We start from the raw sequence: 15023 nt of genomic DNA on the forward strand, positions 1-15023 counted from the left end.
TAGGTTAGTTGGAGAAAGAAAATGGCAAGATATTTGGGTCCTAAGCTCAAGCTGAGCCGTCGTGAGGGCACTGACTTATTCCTTAAGTCTGGCGTTCGCGCGATTGATTCCAAGTGCAAAATTGAACAAGCCCCTGGTCAGCATGGTGCGCGTAAACCGCGTCTGTCTGATTACGGCGGCCAGTTACGTGAAAAGCAAAAAGTTCGTCGTATCTACGGTGTGCTGGAGCGTCAGTTCCGTAACTACTATAAAGAAGCAGCGCGTCTGAAAGGCAACACCGGTGAAAACCTGTTAGCTCTGCTGGAAGGTCGTCTGGATAACGTAGTTTACCGTATGGGCTTTGGTGCCACTCGTGCAGAAGCACGTCAGCTGGTTAGCCACAAATCTGTAATGGTAAACGGTCGCGTTGTTAACATCGCTTCTTATCAGGTATCTCCGAATGATGTCGTAAGCATCCGTGAGAAAGCCAAAAAGCAATCTCGCGTGAAGGCCGCTCTGGAGCTGGCTGAGCAGCGTGAAAAGCCAACCTGGCTGGAAGTTGATGCGACTAAGATGGAAGGTGTGTTCAAGCGTATTCCTGAGCGTACCGATCTGTCTGCGGACATTAACGAACACCTGATCGTCGAGCTTTACTCTAAGTAAAGCTTAGTACCAAAGAGAGGACACAATGCAGGGTTCTGTGACAGAGTTTCTAAAACCGCGCCTGGTAGATATCGAGCAAGTGAGTTCGACGCACGCCAAGGTGACCCTTGAGCCGTTAGAGCGTGGCTTTGGCCATACTCTTGGTAACGCACTGCGCCGTATTCTGCTTTCTTCCATGCCGGGTTGCGCGGTGACCGAGGTTGAGATTGATGGCGTGCTGCACGAGTACTCCACCAAAGAGGGCGTACAGGAAGATATCCTGGAAATCCTGCTCAATCTGAAAGGGCTGGCGGTAAGAGTTCAGGGTAAAGATGAAGTCATCCTTACGCTGAATAAATCTGGCATTGGCCCTGTGACTGCAGCCGACATTACCCACGACGGTGATGTCGAAATCGTCAAGCCGCAGCATGTGATCTGCCATCTGACCGATGAAAACGCGTCTATTAGCATGCGTATCAAAGTTCAGCGTGGTCGTGGTTATGTGCCGGCTTCTGCCCGAATTCATTCGGAAGAAGATGAGCGCCCAATCGGCCGTCTGTTGGTTGACGCTTGCTACAGCCCTGTAGACCGTATCGCCTACAATGTTGAAGCAGCGCGTGTAGAACAGCGCACCGACCTGGACAAGCTGGTCATCGAAATGGAAACCAACGGCACAATCGATCCTGAAGAGGCGATTCGTCGTGCGGCAACCATCCTGGCAGAACAACTGGAAGCTTTCGTTGACTTACGTGATGTACGTCAGCCGGAAGTCAAAGAAGAGAAACCAGAATTCGATCCGATCCTGCTGCGCCCTGTTGACGATCTGGAATTGACTGTCCGCTCTGCTAACTGCCTCAAGGCAGAAGCTATCCACTACATCGGTGATCTGGTACAGCGTACCGAGGTTGAGCTGCTTAAAACGCCTAACCTGGGTAAAAAATCTCTTACCGAGATTAAAGACGTGCTCGCATCACGTGGCCTGTCTCTGGGCATGCGCCTGGAAAACTGGCCACCGGCAAGCATTGCTGATGAATAACCGGATCGCAGGTTAAGGTTTCACTGAGAAGGATAAGGTCATGCGCCATCGTAAGAGTGGTCGTCAACTGAACCGCAACAGCAGCCATCGTCAGGCTATGTTCCGCAACATGGCTGGTTCTCTGGTTCGTCATGAGATCATTAAGACGACTCTGCCGAAAGCCAAAGAGCTGCGTCGCGTAGTTGAGCCGCTGATTACTCTTGCCAAGACCGACAGCGTAGCTAATCGTCGTCTGGCATTCGCCCGTACTCGTGATAACGAGATCGTGGCAAAACTGTTTAACGAGCTGGGCCCGCGTTTCGCGAGCCGTGCCGGTGGTTACACTCGCATTCTGAAGTGTGGCTTCCGTGCTGGTGACAACGCTCCGATGGCTTACATCGAGCTGGTTGATCGTCCAGAAGCTCAAGCAGAAGCTGCTGCAGAGTAATTTGCAGTAACGTAAAAAACCCGCTTCGGCGGGTTTTTTATTGCCTGTCATTTCTTCCCATTTCCCCTCCATTCGCTATGCTGTTGGCAGACATGCCTGCAGGAGGTTTCTATGTGGCTTATCGATCAGCTGGCTGAGCAACACATCCGCGCCGCTCAGGAAAAGGGCGAGCTAAGCAATCTGCCTGGTGAAGGTGCGCCGCTCACGCTGGACGACGACAGTGGCGTGCCGGCGGAATTGCGCAGCGCCTGGCGACTGCTGAAAAACGCCGGCTATCTCCCTCCGGAACTGGAGATGCGCCGCGACGCACTGGCACTGAGCGATCTGCTTCGCGAACTCGATCCTGATGACAGCGAGGCGCGTGAACTGGCCAAACGCCTGACGCTGCTGGAGATGAAGCTGCAGCAGGCTGGCATGAGCACCGATTTTCTGCGTGGCGAATACCGCCCGGCGATCGGTCAGCGGCTACAGCAGGAGAAATAGTATGTATCGCATTGGCCAGCTGGCAAAACTGGCGGACGTGACGGCGGACACCATCCGCTTTTATGAAAAGCAGCAGATGATGGATCATGAGGTACGCACCGAGGGCGGCTTCCGTCTGTACAGCGATAACGATCTGCAGCGCCTGCGTTTTATCCGTTACGGCCGGCAGCTTGGTTTCAGCCTGGAATCGATCCGCGACCTGCTGTCGATCCGCATCGATCCAGAGCATCACACCTGTGAAGAGTCAAAAGCGATCGTGGCGAAACGGCTCGATGAGGTGAACAGTATGATTGGCGAACTGCAAACCATTCAGCGCTCACTGCAACGGCTGGCGGAAACCTGCTGTGGCGACCGGCACAGTAGCGCCTGCTGTTCGATCCTCGAGGCACTGGAAACCGGTGAAGATCCGCATCCTGAAATTTGTTGTAGCAAGGATTGAATTCTGGCGCGCAGGGACTATAGTTGCGCCATCACTAACCGGAGGACGATATGAGTCACTATCAGCATCGAAAAGGCAAAATTAACGATAACGCCCTGGAAGCCCTGTTACACGATCCGCTGTATCGCCAACGAGTTGAGCGCAATCAGAAGGGGAAAGGCAGCTACCGGCGTAAAGATAAACACGCGAAGGGAGCGAATCAGGAGGCCAGCGGTAAGCAACAGTGTTTACCTCTGGCCTTCTGCTTTAGTGACAAAAAAGCCGCCTGAAGAGGCGGCTTTTATTCATCACACTTTATTATTTTGTTGCTTAAGCAGGTCGCGAATCTCGGTCAGCAGCACTTCTTCATTAGTCGGTTTAGGCGCTGGTTTTTCCACTTCTTTCTTTTTATACAGTTTATTCATTACTTTGATGGCAATGAAGATAGCAAACGCCACGATGATGAAATCAAATACCGTCTGAATAAAGTTACCGTATTCCATCACCACCGCTGGGATATCGCCTTCTGCTGGCTTGAGTACCCATTTAAACTGCTTAAAGTCGACGCCGCCAATCAGTAAACCGAGCGGTGGCATAATGATGTTCGCAACCAGTGACGATACGATCTTACCGAACGCAGCACCGATGATCACACCGACCGCCAGGTCCACCACGTTGCCACGCATCGCAAAATCACGAAACTCTTTGAATAAACTCATTGTTATCTCCTTGCCTTGGCCAATGGCTAAAGTCTAACAAACCTTCGTGTAATTGCCATTATAACAATGGATTAAACACCACTCTCACTTCAGCCCAATCACAACGCGTTACAGGAAGAACGGGCTCGGCTGGAACAGACGCTCAACGTCCGGCACAAACTTTTTGTCGGTGAGGAACATGATCACGTGGTCGCCTTGCTCAATACGCACATTATCATTGGCGATGATCACGTCATCACCACGCACCACCGCGCCGATAATTGTGCCCGGCGGCAGTTTAATATCTTCAATCAGGCGGCCGACCACGCGCGAAGTGGTTTCATCACCGTGGGCAATGGCCTCGATGGCTTCCGCAATACCGCGGCGCAGTGAAGAGACGCCGACAATATCGGCTTTGCGCACGTGGCCAAGCAGCGCAGAAATCGTGGCCTGCTGCGGTGAGATCGCAATGTCGATCACGCTGCCCTGCACCAGATCGACATAGGCGCGACGCTGGATCAGCACCATCACCTTTTTCGCGCCCATCTTTTTGGCCAGCATCGCTGACATGATATTGGCTTCATCGTCGTTGGTGACGGCGATAAACAGATCAACCTGATCGACATGCTCTTCTGCCAGCAATTCCTGATCCGAGGCATCGCCATAGAACACGATGGTATCCTGCAGATGTTCAGCCAGTTCAGCTGCGCGCTGCTGATTACGTTCAATCAGCTTAACGCTGTACTGCTTCTCCAGCCGCTGCGCCAGGCCAAAGCCGATATTACCGCCGCCGACCAGCATAATGCGTTTATAGGGCTTTTCGAGCCGCTGCATCTCGCTCATCACCGCACGAATATGCTGACTGGCGGCAATAAAAAACACTTCATCGCCGGCTTCGACGATCGTCGATCCCTGCGGGCGGATCGGGCGATCCTGACGGAAAATCGCGGCTACTCGGGTATCGATATGCGGCATGTGCTCACGCAGGATCGACAGCGGATTGCCCACCAGCGGTCCGCCGTAATAGGCTTTGACCACTGCCAGGCTGACTTTGCCCTCGGCAAAATTTACCACCTGCAGCGCGCCAGGGTACTGAATCAGCCGATAGATATTGTCGATCACCAGCTGTTCGGGCGAGATCAAATGGTCGATGGGTACCGCTTCCGGCACGAACAGCTTTTCCGCATCGCGCAGATAATCGGCGGCGCGGATACGGGCAATGCGGTTTGGCGTGTTAAACAGCGAGTAAGCAATCTGACAGGCAATCATGTTGGTTTCGTCAGAGCTGGTGACCGCCACCAGCATATCCGCATCTTCGGCGCCGGCTTCACGCAACACGCGCGGGTGCGAACCATGGCCCTGCACCACGCGCAGGTCAAACTTATCCTGCAGCACGCGTAAGCGTGAGGGATCGCTATCAACCACGGTGATGTCATTGTTTTCGCCCACCAGGTTTTCAGCGAGCGTGCCGCCCACCTGGCCGGCGCCGAGGATAATAATTTTCATGGATACGTTGCTCTTGTCACTGTGCGCTGCACTATTTTTTCATCAGCTTAGCGTAGAAGAAACCGTCGCCGCCATCGATGGCAGGGAAAACCTGCCAGCCGTTAAGTTGCCCATGTGGCAGTGCCTGCGGCACCGCATCGTCATGCGTCGCGAGGAAAGCATCGATCTGCTGCTGGTTCTCCTGCGGCAGCACTGAGCAGGTGGCATAAAGCAGCGTACCGCCCGATTTCAGGCGTGGCCAGATGGCCGCCAGAATCTCACGCTGTAGCGCGGCGAGTTCGTCGATATCGCGATCGCGGCGTAGCCATTTGATATCCGGATGGCGTCGAATAACGCCGGTGGCCGAGCAGGGCGCATCCAGCAGGATGCGGTCGAATTGCTGCTCGTCGCACCAGGCCGCTGGCGTGCGGCCATCGCCCTGACGCACGTCAGCCTGCATCCCCAGACGCTGCAGGTTTTCCGTCACGCGCGACAGGCGCTGCGTATCGATATCCACCGCCATCACGCGGGCCTGCGGCGCAATTTCGAGAATATGGGTGGTTTTGCCGCCGGGCGCAGCGCAGAGGTCGAGAATGGTTTCGCCGTTTTCCGGCGCCAGCAGCAGGGCACAACGCTGAGCAGAGAGATCCTGCACCGTCACCCAGCCCTGCTCAAAGCCTGGCAGCTGACTGACCGGAGCCGGTGCTTCAAGACGCAGCGCATCCGGCGCGTCAGCACTAAACGCATTTTGATTCTGCTGGGTTAATAACGCCAGCCAGGCGTCACGGCTGTGATGCTGACGATTCACGCGCAGCCACATTGGCGGTCGCTGATTGTTTGCTTCCACAATCTGCTGCCACTGCTCCGGCCACGCGGTCTGCAACCGTTTCAGTAGCCAGCCCGGATGCCAGTAGCGCTGCGGGCCCTGATTGACCTCTGCCAGCAGTGCGTCCTGCTGACGCTGGAACTGACGCAGCACGCCGTTAAGTAAGCCTTTCAGATTTGCCCGCTTCAGTGCTTCAGCCCCGGCCACGGTTTCGGCCAGCGCGGCGTGCGGCGGAACGCGGGTATACAGCAGCTGATACAGGCCCACCATGATCAGATAGTGCAGTACGCGCTGTTTGCCGGTTAACGGCCGCTCCATCAGCTTATTAATCAACGCTTCCAGCTGCGGCAGCATGCGCGTCACGCCAAAACACAACTCCTGCAGCAGCGCGCCATCGTTGTTTGCCAGCGTTTTTTGCGCAGCGGGCAGAATCGCGCTCAGCGATTCCCCTTTATCCACCACGCGTTCAATCAGTTGCGCGGCAAGGCTGCGCAGGTTGGTCGCTTTTTTCATATTCATTCATCAAACAAAAAGCCCGGCGGAGACCGGGCTGGAGAATCAGGCCAGAACGGTGCCAGGTGTAAACCATTCACGACGCGAATTGAGCAGATCCTGCGCCGCCATGGCTTTTTTGCCGGCAGGCTGCAGTGAGAGCAGATTCAGCACGCCGTCAGCGGTAGCAATCTGGATGCCGTGTTTGTCAGCCTGCAGAATTTCTCCCGGCTGGGCGGTGCGGTGCGGTAACACGCTGGCCTGCCAGACTTTAACCGGCTGATCGTCGATGAGGAAATAACTCACCGGCCACGGATTGAAGGCGCGAATGCACCGTTCCAGCTGAACAGCAGAGAGCGACCAGTCAAGACGTGCCTCTTCTTTGCTGAGCTTTTCCGCGTAAGTTACCAGGGTCTCATCCTGCACTTCGGGCTGCGCGCTGCCGGCGGCCAGCAGACTGAGCGTGGTCAGCATCCCCTGCGGGCCCAGCTGCGCCAGCTTGTCGTACAGCGATGCGCTGGTATCGTCGGCATTAATCGCGCAGGTTATTTTGTGCAACATATCGCCGGTATCCAGACCCACGTCCATCTGCATGATGGTCACACCGGTTTCGTTATCGCCGGCCCACAGTGAGCGCTGAATCGGCGCCGCACCGCGCCAGCGCGGCAGCAGCGAGCCATGTACGTTGATGCAGCCAAGGCGCGGCATCGTCAGCACCGCCTGAGGCAGGATCAGACCATAAGCGACGACCACCATCACATCGGCCTGTAGCCCGGCAACCAGCTGCTGATTCTCTTCCGGCTTCAGGGACTTTGGCTGAAACACGGGAATATCATGCGCCTGAGCCAGCACTTTTACCGGGCCCGGCGTGAGTTTATTGCCACGTCCGGCAGGGCGGTCGGGCTGAGTAAAGACGCCAACCACCTGATGCTCAGAAGCAAGCAGCGCGTCGAGATGACGCGCTGCGAAGTCAGGAGTACCGGCAAAGATGATTTTTAACGGTGCAGACACAGTTCAACCTTCTGTTCGCTCTCAGGATGCGCGCGCATTCTGGCGGGCCAGTTTTTCCAGTTTCTGTTTAATACGCTGACGCTTCAGCGGCGACAGATAATCAATAAACAGTTTACCGTCGAGATGGTCGATCTCATGCTGAATGCAGATCGCCAGCAGACCGTCGGTTTCCAGCTCGAAGCTGTTACCGTCGCGATCCAGCGCGCGCACTTTGACCCGCTCGGCACGCGGCACAAACGCCCGCTGTTCCGGGATCGACAGGCAACCCTCTTCGATACCGGTTTCGCCGCTTTTTTCCAGCAGCTCCGGGTTAATCAGCACCAGGCGCTCTTCGCGGCTTTCAGAAACATCAATCACGATGATGCGCTGGTGAATATCCACCTGCGTCGCCGCCAGACCAATGCCTTCTTCGGCGTACATGGTCTCAAACATATCGTCGACAATACGCTGAACGTCAGCATTCACAGCCGCAACGGGTGCAGCAATTTTGCGAAGGCGATCGTCAGGGAAATGTAATACCTGCAAAACTGACATAAATATCCAGATCTGTATGCGTTAAAGAAAAGATTACTGCCTCATATTGTAGACTTTTTGGGGCCTGATTGACAGCATTGTGCCGCATCAGAGCACGGCTGACAGGGAGCGCAGCATGGAACGCAGTGAAAGGATTATCAGGCTGACTTACGTCTGGGGTTTAAGCGGTGAGCGCGCCCGTCAGTTCATCATGGCGCTTCTGGCCGCCAGCCACATTGACGACGCGTGGCTGCAGCAGCACGGTCTGGACGACACGCAGCGGCAACAGTTTCTCGCCCTCTGTCCACGCCAGCTGGAAAAAACGCAGCGCTGGCTGCAACAGGCGCAACATCATCTGCTTGCCTGCAGCGACGCACATTATCCCGCTCGTTTGCGGGAAATCAGCCGCTATCCGGCTGCCCTTTATATAGCGGGTGACCTCTCTGCACTCGCGACACCGCAGCTGGCGGTGGTCGGCAGTCGTCACTGTTCGCCGTATGGCAGAGAGTGGGGCGGCTGGTTTACCCAGCAGCTGGCGCTAAGCGGTTTGACCATCACCAGCGGGCTGGCGCGCGGTATTGATGGCGTGGCGCATCGTGCCGCGCTGGAAGTGCAGGGCAAAACTCTGGCCGTGCTGGGCAGCGGGCTGAATCATCTCTATCCGAAAAGCCATCAGCCGCTGGCACAGGAGATTATCGCCAGCGGCGGCGCGCTGGTTTCAGAACTGCCGCTGTCGATGGCGCCCCATGCGGTAAATTTCCCGCGGCGTAATCGTATTATCAGCGGCCTGAGTCATGGCGTGCTGGTGGTTGAAGCGTCACTGAAGAGTGGCTCGCTGGTAACGGCGCGGTATGCGCTGGAACAAAACCGTAACGTGTATGCGCTGCCTGGCGCGCTGGGTAATCCTGGCTGTGAAGGCACGCACTGGCTGATTCAGCAGGGTGCGCTGCTGGTGGCGCATCCCAACAATATCCTTGAGGATTTGCATTCTGCCCTGCAATGGTTGCCGGCCAGCATCTCAGAAACAATATATTCACAACTCAGTGATGATGTGCCATTGCCATTTCCCAGCGTGTTGGCTAACGTAGGTGATGAGGTTACACCTGTTGACGTCGTCGCTGAACGTGCCGGCCAACCTGTGCCAGTTATCGCAGCGCAATTGCTGGAGCTGGAGTTAGCAGGATGGATCGCAGCTGTACCCGGCGGCTATGTCCGATTGAGGAGGGCATGCCATGTTCGACGTACTTATGTACTTGTTTGAGACGTATATCCACAACGAGGCTGAAATGCGCGTTGACCAGGATAAATTGACCGATGACTTAACCGATGCCGGTTTTCATCGCGAAGATATCTACAATGCGTTGAATTGGCTTGAGCGGTTAGCGGATTATCAGGATGGTCTGGTCGCGCCAGTGTTGCTGGCTAACGATCCGCTCTCCATGCGAATCTATACGGAAGAAGAGAGCCAGCGTTTAGATGCCGAGTGTCGTGGTTTTATTCTGTTCCTGGAGCAAATCCAGGTGCTGAATATGGAAACGCGCGAAATGGTCATCGAACGGGTTATGGCGCTTGATACGCTGGAATTCGATCTGGAAGATCTCAAATGGGTGGTGCTGATGGTGCTGTTTAACATCCCCGGGTGTGAAAATGCCTATCAGCAGATGGAAGAACTGTTATTCGACGTCAATGAAGGTATGCTGCATTAATTTGCGATTAATGCATTCGGTAATATGAGTAAACCAGCACTATTTACCGTGCGTAAACACGATCCCTGCCCCGCCTGCGGGGCAGAATTAGTAATACGTGCCGGCAAACACGGGCCTTTTCTCGGCTGTGTGAATTATCCAACCTGTGACTATATCCGCCCGCTGAAAAGTCAGGGTGATGGCCATATTGTCAAAGTGCTGGAAGGCCATGCCTGCCCGCAGTGTGGTGCGGACAAAGTGCTGCGCCAGGGGCGATTCGGCATGTTTGTCGGCTGTAGCCACTATCCGGATTGTGATTACACGGAAACCATCGATAAGCCGGACGAAACCGCAATTGCCTGCCCGCAGTGCGCCAGCGGTAAGCTGGTGCAGCGCCGTTCACGCTATGGCAAAACCTTCCACGCCTGCGATCGTTATCCCGACTGCCAGTTCGCGATCAACGCCACGCCGCTGGAAGGTGTCTGCCCCCATTGCCAGTTCCCGTTATTAATAGAAAAGAAAACCGCACAGGGCATGAAGCGCTTCTGCGCCAGCAAACGCTGCGGCAAGCCCATCGCCCAGGATGAAGAGTGATCATGAACCAGAGCCAGCATGCACCCGGAAGCCTCGACTTCTGCATCGAACAACTTCAGCAACAGCAAGTGATTGCTTACCCTACCGAAGCCGTATTCGGCCTTGGCTGCGATCCGGACAGCGAAAGCGCGGTGATGGCCCTGCTGGCACTGAAACAGCGCCCGGTAGAAAAGGGTCTGATTCTGATCGCCGCTGATTATACGCAGCTTGAGCCTTATATTGCCGATCGCGAACTCACCGTGCTGCAGCGCGAACGTATGTTTGCCAGCTGGCCGGGTCCGGTCACCTATGTGGTGCCTGCTTCGCCGCATACGCCGCGCTGGTTAACCGGCCGCTTTGATTCGCTGGCGATTCGCGTCAGTGATCATCCGCAGGTCCAGGCGCTGTGTCGCGGATTTGGCAAGCCGCTGGTCTCAACCAGCGCGAATTTAACCGGTCAGCCGCCGTGCCGCAGCGCCGCCGAAGTGGCAGAGCAGTTTGGCCCGCAGTTCCCGGTGTTGCAGGCGGCCACCGGCGGTCGCCTGAATCCTTCTGAAATCCGCGATGCTATTAGCGGTGAACTCATTCGTCAGGGCTGATTATGGAAAAGTTTGCCGTTTTTGGTCATCCCATCGCCCACAGCAAATCTCCGTTTATTCACGCCGCTTTTGCTGCGCAGACTGGTATTGAACATCCTTACGGACGCATCTGCGCACCGCTGGAAGGGTTCCCGCAGGCGATAGAGGCGTTTTTTGCGGCTGGTGGCAAAGGCGCCAATGTTACGCTGCCGTTTAAACAGCAGGCATGGGAATTCGCGGATGAGCTCAGCGAACGCGCGGCATTATCCGGCGCGGTAAATACCTTAAAGAAGAGAGCCGATGGTTCGATTCTGGGTGATAACACGGACGGCATCGGCCTGCTGAGCGATCTGCAAAGGCTGCAGCTGATCCGGCCGGGCGATCGCATTCTGCTGGTGGGTGCGGGCGGCGCGGCGCGTGGGGTGATCCTGCCGCTGCTCTCGACGGGCTGCGCGCTGGTGGTGGTTAACCGCACGGCAGAACGCGCGCAACAGCTGGCTGAGCTTTTCCAGCACAGTGGGGCGATCCAGGCGATGAGTTTTGATCAACTGGCCGGCGATCGTTTTGATCTGATCATCAATGCCACCTCCAGCGGCGTAGCGGGCGACGTGCCGCCGCTGCCGGTTACGCTGATTGATGCGCAGGTGCGCTGTTACGACATGTTTTATCAGCAGGGGCTGACGCCATTTCTGGCGTGGTGCCAGCAGCACGGCACACAGCAGCTGGCGGATGGACTCGGCATGCTGGTGGGTCAGGCGGCGCATGCGTTTCAGCTGTGGCATGGCGTTATGCCGGAGATCGCGCCGGTCATCGATCAACTTAAACAGGCGATGCAGGCATGAATCAGGCTATCCAGTTTCCCGATCGGGAAAGCTGGGACGCAGTCAGGCAGGCGGTGCTGTTCCCGGTCTTAGTGAATGGTATGGGACTGACCTGCGCAATATCGCTGCCGGCGCTGCAGCAGCGTTTTGGTGCCGGAGAGGCGATGGCGCTGTTTAGCGCGCATCGCTGGGATCTGGAGGAAGAGGCCGAGCAGCTGCTCCGGGCGGAGCAGGCCGACGATCAGGGCTGGCTGTGGCTGCCCTGAGTCAGATATTCATCTTTCCAGCCGACATAATTGTTAGCGGAGTAAAGCAGTCCGGCTATTTCCGCTTCGGTTAGTGGCCGGATCTGCTTCACCGGGCTGCCTAAATAGAGATAGCCGCTTTGCAGGCGTTTACCGGGTGGCACCAGGCTGCCGGCGCCAATCATCACCTCATCTTCGACGATCGCGCCATCCAGCAGGATCGAGCCCATACCCACCAGCACGCGGTTGCCAATGGTGCAGCCGTGCAGCATTGCTTTATGGCCCACCGTCACGTCTTCACCGATGATCAATGGAAAGCCATCGGGATTACTGCTGGATTTATGCGTAACGTGCAGCACGCTGCCATCCTGGATATTGCTGCGTTTACCAATCACCACTTTATTCACGTCACCGCGGATTGCTACCAGTGGCCAGATGCTGACATCATCAGCCAGCTCGACTTCGCCAACGACCACGCTGCTGCTATCCACCATCACACGTTCGCCGGTGTGGGGAATATGTTGCTTATAAGGGCGCAGGGCTACAGACATTCTATTTCTCCTTTTCTGATGTTTCCCGCTAGCCTGCGGCTTCCGGTGCGGGTAAACAAGCTGATTTTTGCGCGGATCGCTCGCGATCGCAGCGAAAAGAGTGAAAACTCGCCAGTCGATAAAAAAGATCGAAAAAAGGGGTTGTGCAAAAAATCCGGATCCCTATAATGCGCCACCACTGAGACGGCAAAGCGGCAACGCAGGCGGCTCAGCAGGGCGTGAAGCGATTCACCCCGCCGGAGAAAAACGCTGAAAAAAGTGTTTGACTCTGAAGGAGGAAAGCGTAATATACGCCACCTCGCGACAGCAGGCCGAGCGCCGCGTCGCACCGCTCTTTAACAATTTATCAGACAATCTGTGTGGGCACTCGCAGGATTGATATCACAAGCCTACGGGCTTTAAAAAATATCAAGTCTTTGCTGAGTGAACACGTAATTCATTACGAAGTTTAATTCACAGAGCATCGCTGCACTGGTTGCAGCAAATCAAACTTTAAATTGAAGAGTTTGATCATGGCTCAGATTGAACGCTGGCGGCAGGCCTAACACATGCAAGTCGAACGGCAGCACAGAAGAGCTTGCTCTTTGGGTGGCGAGTGGCGGACGGGTGAGTAATGTCTGGGAAACTGCCCGATGGAGGGGGATAACTACTGGAAACGGTAGCTAATACCGCATAACGTCGCAAGACCAAAGTGGGGGACCTTCGGGCCTCACACCATCGGATGTGCCCAGATGGGATTAGCTAGTAGGTGGGGTAATGGCTCACCTAGGCGACGATCCCTAGCTGGTCTGAGAGGATGACCAGCCACACTGGAACTGAGACACGGTCCAGACTCCTACGGGAGGCAGCAGTGGGGAATATTGCACAATGGGCGCAAGCCTGATGCAGCCATGCCGCGTGTATGAAGAAGGCCTTCGGGTTGTAAAGTACTTTCAGCGGGGAGGAAGGCGGTGAGGTTAATAACCTTGCCGATTGACGTTACCCGCAGAAGAAGCACCGGCTAACTCCGTGCCAGCAGCCGCGGTAATACGGAGGGTGCAAGCGTTAATCGGAATTACTGGGCGTAAAGCGCACGCAGGCGGTCTGTTAAGTCAGATGTGAAATCCCCGGGCTTAACCTGGGAACTGCATTTGAAACTGGCAGGCTTGAGTCTCGTAGAGGGGGGTAGAATTCCAGGTGTAGCGGTGAAATGCGTAGAGATCTGGAGGAATACCGGTGGCGAAGGCGGCCCCCTGGACGAAGACTGACGCTCAGGTGCGAAAGCGTGGGGAGCAAACAGGATTAGATACCCTGGTAGTCCACGCCGTAAACGATGTCGACTTGGAGGTTGTGCCCTTGAGGCGTGGCTTCCGGAGCTAACGCGTTAAGTCGACCGCCTGGGGAGTACGGCCGCAAGGTTAAAACTCAAATGAATTGACGGGGGCCCGCACAAGCGGTGGAGCATGTGGTTTAATTCGATGCAACGCGAAGAACCTTACCTGGCCTTGACATCCAGAGAACTTAGCAGAGATGCTTTGGTGCCTTCGGGAACTCTGAGACAGGTGCTGCATGGCTGTCGTCAGCTCGTGTTGTGAAATGTTGGGTTAAGTCCCGCAACGAGCGCAACCCTTATCCTTTGTTGCCAGCGGTTCGGCCGGGAACTCAAAGGAGACTGCCGGTGATAAACCGGAGGAAGGTGGGGATGACGTCAAGTCATCATGGCCCTTACGGCCAGGGCTACACACGTGCTACAATGGCGCATACAAAGAGAAGCGACCTCGCGAGAGCAAGCGGACCTCATAAAGTGCGTCGTAGTCCGGATTGGAGTCTGCAACTCGACTCCATGAAGTCGGAATCGCTAGTAATCGTAGATCAGAATGCTACGGTGAATACGTTCCCGGGCCTTGTACACACCGCCCGTCACACCATGGGAGTGGGTTGCAAAAGAAGTAGGTAGCTTAACCTTCGGGAGGGCGCTTACCACTTTGTGATTCATGACTGGGGTGAAGTCGTAACAAGGTAACCGTAGGGGAACCTGCGGTTGGATCACCTCCTTACCTGAAGATACCTTCCCGCGAAGTGCTCACACAGATTGTCTGATAGAAAAGTAACGAGCAGAAAAAACCTCTACAGGCTTGTAGCTCAGGTGGTTAGAGCGCACCCCTGATAAGGGTGAGGTCGGTGGTTCAAGTCCACTCAGGCCTACCAGATTTCTTCTCATGCCGCGTTATGTTTCCGGCTCGCATAGTTCACTATGCTTCGCGAAAACATGCCTTGCCTGAGACGAAATCACATTTCCCGTGTGAGAAACGTGACTCCTGGTGAGTGGATGTAGATGGTCTCTGCAGTGACTGTATGGGGCTATAGCTCAGCTGGGAGAGCGCCTGCCTTGCACGCAGGAGGTCAGCGGTTCGATCCCGCTTAGCTCCACCATTACAGTACTGAAACTTACTTCAGAGTATACCGGCGACGGTGTGCTGCGAAGTATTTGCTCTTTAACAATCCGGAACAAGCTGAAAATTTGAAACGACGCGTCGTATTCATTCTCCGTAATAAGAATGAAATGGCGATGCGTTCGAGT

Annotated in this window: 18 protein-coding genes, 2 tRNA genes and 1 rRNA gene; 15 read left to right on the forward strand and 6 right to left on the reverse strand. The window is 55.4% G+C overall.

Annotation, left to right across the window (positions count from 1 at the left end; translation table 11 throughout):
- Window positions 1-21 precede the first annotated feature (21 nt).
- The 6 genes from rpsD to AC6I79_RS01860 all read left to right on the forward strand — a co-directional run bounded on the left by rpsD (window position 22) and on the right by AC6I79_RS01860 (window position 3275).
- Window positions 22-642, forward strand: a complete 621-nt coding sequence (gene rpsD / locus AC6I79_RS01835; RefSeq protein ID WP_010618555.1) for a 30S ribosomal protein S4 — start codon at window positions 22-24, stop codon at window positions 640-642.
- 25 nt (window positions 643-667) lie between these two features.
- Window positions 668-1657, forward strand: coding sequence for a DNA-directed RNA polymerase subunit alpha (locus AC6I79_RS01840; protein WP_007891688.1), 990 nt, complete (start codon window positions 668-670; stop codon window positions 1655-1657).
- 40 nt (window positions 1658-1697) lie between these two features.
- On the forward strand, window positions 1698-2084 hold the full coding sequence (gene rplQ / locus AC6I79_RS01845) for a 50S ribosomal protein L17 (RefSeq protein ID WP_003850180.1): 387 nt from the start codon (window positions 1698-1700) through the stop codon (window positions 2082-2084).
- Window positions 2085-2195: 111 nt separating this feature from the next.
- Window positions 2196-2567, forward strand: a complete 372-nt coding sequence (locus AC6I79_RS01850) for a DnaJ family domain-containing protein (protein WP_058776568.1) — start codon at window positions 2196-2198, stop codon at window positions 2565-2567.
- Window position 2568: 1 nt separating this feature from the next.
- The gene (gene zntR / locus AC6I79_RS01855) at window positions 2569-3006 is read left to right on the forward strand and encodes a Zn(2+)-responsive transcriptional regulator (RefSeq protein WP_159377828.1); all 438 of its coding nucleotides are present in this window, start codon (window positions 2569-2571) and stop codon (window positions 3004-3006) included.
- Between the two features lie 50 nt (window positions 3007-3056).
- The gene (locus tag AC6I79_RS01860) at window positions 3057-3275 is read left to right on the forward strand and encodes an alternative ribosome-rescue factor A (protein WP_021508226.1); all 219 of its coding nucleotides are present in this window, start codon (window positions 3057-3059) and stop codon (window positions 3273-3275) included.
- Between the two features lie 18 nt (window positions 3276-3293).
- Here the strand turns inward: AC6I79_RS01860 and mscL are convergent, their stop codons facing one another.
- The 5 genes from mscL to def form a co-directional block, all read right to left on the reverse strand.
- The gene (gene mscL, locus AC6I79_RS01865; RefSeq protein WP_021508227.1) at window positions 3294-3704 is read right to left on the reverse strand and encodes a large-conductance mechanosensitive channel protein MscL; all 411 of its coding nucleotides are present in this window, start codon (window positions 3702-3704) and stop codon (window positions 3294-3296) included.
- 108 nt (window positions 3705-3812) lie between these two features.
- Entirely contained in the window at window positions 3813-5189 is a 1377-nt protein-coding gene (gene trkA / locus AC6I79_RS01870; protein WP_021508228.1) for a Trk system potassium transporter TrkA, read from the reverse strand.
- Between the two features lie 31 nt (window positions 5190-5220).
- On the reverse strand, window positions 5221-6507 hold the full coding sequence (gene rsmB / locus AC6I79_RS01875; protein ID WP_159377827.1) for a 16S rRNA (cytosine(967)-C(5))-methyltransferase RsmB: 1287 nt from the start codon (window positions 6505-6507) through the stop codon (window positions 5221-5223).
- A 45-nt stretch (window positions 6508-6552) separates the two neighbouring features.
- Window positions 6553-7497, reverse strand: coding sequence for a methionyl-tRNA formyltransferase (fmt, locus tag AC6I79_RS01880; RefSeq protein ID WP_159377826.1), 945 nt, complete (start codon window positions 7495-7497; stop codon window positions 6553-6555).
- Between the two features lie 21 nt (window positions 7498-7518).
- A complete protein-coding gene (def, locus tag AC6I79_RS01885) occupies window positions 7519-8031 on the reverse strand; it encodes a peptide deformylase (protein ID WP_021508231.1) in 513 nt (170 codons plus the stop codon).
- Between the two features lie 115 nt (window positions 8032-8146).
- On the opposite strand from def, the gene dprA reads away from it, so the two are divergent.
- The 6 genes from dprA to AC6I79_RS01915 are packed head-to-tail and all read left to right on the forward strand — an operon-like array spanning window position 8147 to window position 11933.
- Entirely contained in the window at window positions 8147-9271 is a 1125-nt protein-coding gene (dprA, locus tag AC6I79_RS01890) for a DNA-protecting protein DprA (RefSeq protein ID WP_159377825.1), read from the forward strand.
- Window positions 9243-9716 (forward strand): DUF494 family protein Smg, encoded by a 474-nt coding sequence (gene smg / locus AC6I79_RS01895; protein ID WP_031279836.1) that lies wholly within the window; start codon window positions 9243-9245, stop codon window positions 9714-9716. Before dprA ends, smg begins: the two co-directional genes overlap by 29 nt.
- Before the next feature lie 24 nt (window positions 9717-9740).
- Window positions 9741-10289, forward strand: a complete 549-nt coding sequence (locus tag AC6I79_RS01900) for a DNA topoisomerase family protein (RefSeq protein WP_159377824.1) — start codon at window positions 9741-9743, stop codon at window positions 10287-10289.
- 2 nt (window positions 10290-10291) lie between these two features.
- Window positions 10292-10867, forward strand: a complete 576-nt coding sequence (gene tsaC, locus AC6I79_RS01905) for an L-threonylcarbamoyladenylate synthase type 1 TsaC (RefSeq protein WP_159377823.1) — start codon at window positions 10292-10294, stop codon at window positions 10865-10867.
- A gap of 2 nt (window positions 10868-10869) precedes the next feature.
- On the forward strand, window positions 10870-11688 hold the full coding sequence (gene aroE, locus AC6I79_RS01910) for a shikimate dehydrogenase (RefSeq protein ID WP_159377822.1): 819 nt from the start codon (window positions 10870-10872) through the stop codon (window positions 11686-11688).
- The gene (locus AC6I79_RS01915) at window positions 11685-11933 is read left to right on the forward strand and encodes a DUF1488 family protein (RefSeq protein ID WP_058759902.1); all 249 of its coding nucleotides are present in this window, start codon (window positions 11685-11687) and stop codon (window positions 11931-11933) included. Before aroE ends, AC6I79_RS01915 begins: the two co-directional genes overlap by 4 nt.
- On the opposite strand, the gene AC6I79_RS01920 is transcribed toward AC6I79_RS01915, so the two are convergent.
- Complete coding sequence (locus tag AC6I79_RS01920; RefSeq protein ID WP_058776575.1) at window positions 11909-12463, reverse strand: gamma carbonic anhydrase family protein; 555 nt, start codon at window positions 12461-12463, stop codon at window positions 11909-11911. The genes AC6I79_RS01915 and AC6I79_RS01920 overlap by 25 nt on opposite strands.
- Window positions 12464-12957: 494 nt before the next feature.
- On the opposite strand from AC6I79_RS01920, the gene AC6I79_RS01925 reads away from it, so the two are divergent.
- The 3 genes from AC6I79_RS01925 to AC6I79_RS01935 all read left to right on the forward strand — a co-directional run bounded on the left by AC6I79_RS01925 (window position 12958) and on the right by AC6I79_RS01935 (window position 14875).
- Window positions 12958-14499: ribosomal RNA gene (locus AC6I79_RS01925) — 16S ribosomal RNA — on the forward strand.
- 74 nt (window positions 14500-14573) lie between these two features.
- A tRNA-Ile gene (locus AC6I79_RS01930) sits at window positions 14574-14650 on the forward strand.
- A 149-nt stretch (window positions 14651-14799) separates the two neighbouring features.
- Window positions 14800-14875, forward strand: a tRNA-Ala gene (locus AC6I79_RS01935).
- The last annotated feature ends 148 nt before the right edge of the window (window positions 14876-15023 follow it).

The sequence above is a fragment of the gamma proteobacterium symbiont of Scutellera amethystina genome (assembly GCF_059730845.1).